General features: G+C 68.6%; 4 protein-coding genes. 3 read left to right on the top strand and 1 reads right to left on the bottom strand.

Translation table 11 applies throughout. From position 1 onward, the window contains the following. Positions 1–406, bottom strand: a 406-nt coding sequence (locus N2652_03680) for a hypothetical protein (protein MCX7818296.1), incomplete at its 3' end; no start/stop codon positions are given. 249 nt (positions 407–655) lie between these two features. Here N2652_03680 and N2652_03675 point away from each other — a divergent pair. The 3 genes from N2652_03675 to N2652_03665 are packed head-to-tail and all read left to right on the top strand — an operon-like array spanning position 656 to position 3,244. Further along, entirely contained in the window at positions 656–1,057 is a 402-nt protein-coding gene (locus tag N2652_03675; GenBank protein ID MCX7818295.1) for a hypothetical protein, read from the top strand. Between the two features lie 52 nt (positions 1,058–1,109). After that, a complete protein-coding gene (locus tag N2652_03670; GenBank protein MCX7818294.1) occupies positions 1,110–1,643 on the top strand; it encodes a sigma-70 family RNA polymerase sigma factor in 534 nt (177 codons plus the stop codon). Then, positions 1,640–3,244, top strand: a complete 1,605-nt coding sequence (locus tag N2652_03665; GenBank protein ID MCX7818293.1) for a hypothetical protein — start codon at positions 1,640–1,642, stop codon at positions 3,242–3,244. The genes N2652_03670 and N2652_03665 overlap by 4 nt, the downstream gene beginning before the upstream one ends. The last annotated feature ends 280 nt before the right edge of the window (positions 3,245–3,524 follow it).

Raw genomic sequence — 3,524 nt, 5'->3', positions numbered from 1 at the left:
CGATGTTGTAGTGCCAGCCGGGGACGCTCGGCATGTGAAGGTCGCCCGAGCCGTGCGAAAGCAACGCCCGGCGACCGTCACCCGTATCGAAGGTCAACCACGCGCTCGTTGAATCGTTGAGACCACGCAGTTGCACTCCGCTGCCGCGGTCCACGTCGCCAAAGATCAGAAAGCCCAGCGTGACGTCAATGTTCTGGGTGATAATCGCGGGGTTCTCGGTAAATCCCACACCGAGGTTGTTGCTGCCGGTAAGCCACGCCCAGTGGCCAACGCCGTTGGGGATCACGTTGTTCGACCACGCTGTGGACAGGTTCCAAAACCTCCCTACGGTCTGAGCCCAGATGCCAGTCACCTGTGCGTTAGCCGCGCCCGCCGCGCACAGAAAGAGAGAAATCACCCGCCTCATCCGCGATCCATGCATGGCTGTAGACTCCCGATCCTATGTGGGCCTGTTCCCACAACTCACAAAATAGACCGGCCGCGGGGATGATGTCAAGAAAAACTTTTTCCCTGGACGAGGGCCCGCTTCCGCGCGGGCCGTTCTGTTCCTCGCCGCCGCCGAAAGCCCTCATTGACATCGAATCGCCCCTGGGGGACACTGGACGGGCCTGTGCCCTGTGCGCAGACGAGGCTGCGAACGAACATGAGAACCGGGATGATGGCAGCGGTCATCGCGCTACTGATGGCGGCGATGGACGGATGCAACAGTGGCGGCGGCGGAACAGGTGGTAGCCCCGGGTCCGCCGGGATCGACCTTTCGGGCACCTGGCAGGGCCAATATGTCGCGCCGGGCGTCGAGATTCCGCTCTCGGCGAAGATCCGGCAGTCGGGTGACTCCATCATCATCCAGACCACAAAAGACGGCGTCGGTCATTTGCTTACCGGCGTGATGCGCGCGGACGGAAGCCTTCTGCTGACCGACTCGTTCGATGGCGAGACCTGGACGTCGTACGGACCGGTGACGGAAAGCTACGTTCGAATCCGCGACTACCTTTACGACCCGTCCCTCGGTTCGGACTCGCCGGAGCAGGACATTTACCTTTCCCGCGCGCGATGAGCGGCCGCGCTGCGTGAGCGTCCAACCTGCCCTACCTCGCGGAAGATGAGGCGTGGAGTCTGCGGACCGCCACGAACGGTTTCTCGCGCAGTTTCTGCGCCACCAGGACGAAATCGCGGCGGTGGTCGGCTCGATGGTGCGCGATCCACACCTGCGCGAAGACATCGTGCAGGAGGTGGCGATGGTGCTGTGGAGGAAGTTTGACGAGTACGACCCTTCGCGGCCGTTCGGCGCATGGGCGCGCGGCATCGCGGTGCGGAAGGTTCTGCAGGCGTGGGCCCGGCAGCAGCGGTTGCCGTCCGCGATGGCACCGGAGACGATGGAAGCGATCCTCGCGGGATTTGATCAGACGGAGTCCGAGGCCGAGAACTGGGCGGAGCGGGAGGCGGCGCTGGAGCACTGCATCGGGAAGCTGCCGCAGCGCTCGCAGCGGCTGCTCGATCTACGGTATCGAGAGGGGCTCTCGTTGCAGGCGATCGCGGAGCGGTTGTCGAGCACACTGGACGCGGTGAACAAGGCACTGTCGCGACTTCGCCGGGCTCTACGGGAGTGCGTGGAGCAGCGGTTGGCGGAGGCGGGCGGATGAACGGCGAGGTGGATCGGGAACTCGACGAGCTGATCGAGCGTCATTTGAACGGTGAGCTCGATGACGCGGGCCGTGCGCGGCTGGAAGCGGCGATCTGTTCCTCGCCGGAGGCGGCGCGGCGGTTCGCGCGCGCGGCGAGGTTCGAGCGGCTCATCGAGCGCCACCTGCGGCGTCCCTCCACCGTGCTCGCCGGGACGCCGGCCGCGGTCCGCCGGTTGCGGTGGGGCTGGTGGCGTGGGTTCCGGGAGCATGCCTGGGGGCCATTGGCGGCAGTCGCGCTGCATGCGCTGTTGATTGGCGCGCTGATCCGCTGGGTGATGTGGCCGGCGACGCCGCGGCGAGAAGAAACCGTCGAGGTCGCAATGGAGACCCGCCGCGAGTCCACCCAGCTCGACCGTCTACCGGAGATGCCGGCCGAGAACATCGCGCCGGGGTTCGCGCCGCCGGCAAGGCCAGAACTCGGCAAGGGTCCCGGCCCAGATCTGGCCGAAAACGCGGCACCGCCGATCGCACAGCGGCCGCTGGTGGCGCCGCAGACCACGGTCCGGTCTCTGGCGACGATTTCGCACCCATTGGTCGCCAGCCGGTGGGGCGCGCGACGCGAGGCCGTGGCCCGCGAGTTGCCGGCTGCCCTCGCCGCGGCTGTCGATCGGGCAACCGCCGAGGGAGTGGAGTGGCTGGCGGGACGGCAATCGGCAGATGGCGCCTGGCGCGAAGCGGGGACGGATGGGTTGGGTCTCACCGGGCTGGCGGTGCTGGCGCTGCTCACCCGCGGCGAAGAACTCCGGGAAAAGGGACAAGCGGAGCGCCTTCGCGCGGCCATGGACCATCTGGCCGCGTCGCTCCGCGTCGGGACGGGCAGTGAGGGGGAGGATCTTCGGGGGGCGGTGCTACGATTGAACGCACTCGCGGACGGCCAGGTAGTGCTGCGGTTGCCGCGTTGGCAGGCGGCCCTCGAGCGAGCCGCCGCGCGAGTGCTGGACGCGCAGCAGCCGGACGGCGGATGGGGCACTTTGTCCGGAGTACCCGATCCGGTTGTGACCGCGTGGGCGGTCTGCGGGCTGCGCGTTGCCGCGACCATCGGCGTGGAACCGGAGCGGATCCGGGCTGCGCTGCCGCGCGCGGCGGCGGCGCTCAACCGCACGCCGAACCCGGCCAGCGGTCTACTGTATTATCCGGCGCCCTCGGAGCGTTCGGCGGCGGCGGTGGGCGGGCTGGCTGGCACGGTGCTGGCACTCCAGATAGCGGGCGAGGGCTCCGGGCTGCGCGTCCTGCGTGGTCTTCGCTCGCTCGACGAACACTGGAACGATCCCGGTCGCTGGCTGCGCGAGGCAGGAGGACTCGATGCGCTCTGGCTTGCCGCCTGGGCTCATCAGCAGGCGGGCGGCGCAGTGTGGACGAGATTCTATGCGCGCTGTGCTCCAGCGGTGCTGCTGGCGCGCACCGCGGGGAGCGCGTGGGAGACGGAGGGGCGCGCGTCGGTGCGGGCCACAAGCGTGGCGGTGCTGTTGCTCGAGACGCCGTGGCGCTATCCGCGCGCCGCCGAGTGGCCCGCTCTCGCCGCGGCGAACCGCCTGCCCGCGCTGTACGCCCGCCGCTAACCCGCCCTCGGCAATGCTGGCCGGGGTGGAACCCGGCCTCCACCCGCACCGTCTTTTCGAAACCGCCCGCGAAATTACCCGTGGAGGGCCCGCTTCCACGCGGGCCGTCTCACCGGCGTCCCCCGTGCCTGCACCTCCATCCCTCCGCACGCCAGACACCCTCAATCCAAGGCCGGAGTGGAACCCGGCCCTCCACCCGCACCGGTGACGAGGACACCAAATGGTCGCCGCACGTCGGGGCGGTGAGTCTGGACGTGCCCCACCTCCGGCGGTAGGGTAG

The sequence above is a fragment of the Kiritimatiellia bacterium genome (assembly GCA_026417735.1).
In the GTDB taxonomy this organism is placed as follows: domain Bacteria; phylum Verrucomicrobiota; class Kiritimatiellia; order PWTM01; family PWTM01; genus CAACVY01.
This window is presented reverse-complemented; position numbering and strand designations above follow the sequence as displayed.

What these genes read in the sequence shown, in the direction of transcription:
- N2652_03665 (MCX7818293.1), top strand. Translation starts at nt 1,640, where the DNA reads ATGAACGGCGAGGTGGATCGGGAACTCGACGAGCTGATCGAGCGTCAT.
- N2652_03675 (MCX7818295.1), top strand. Translation starts at nt 656, where the DNA reads ATGATGGCAGCGGTCATCGCGCTACTGATGGCGGCGATGGACGGATGC.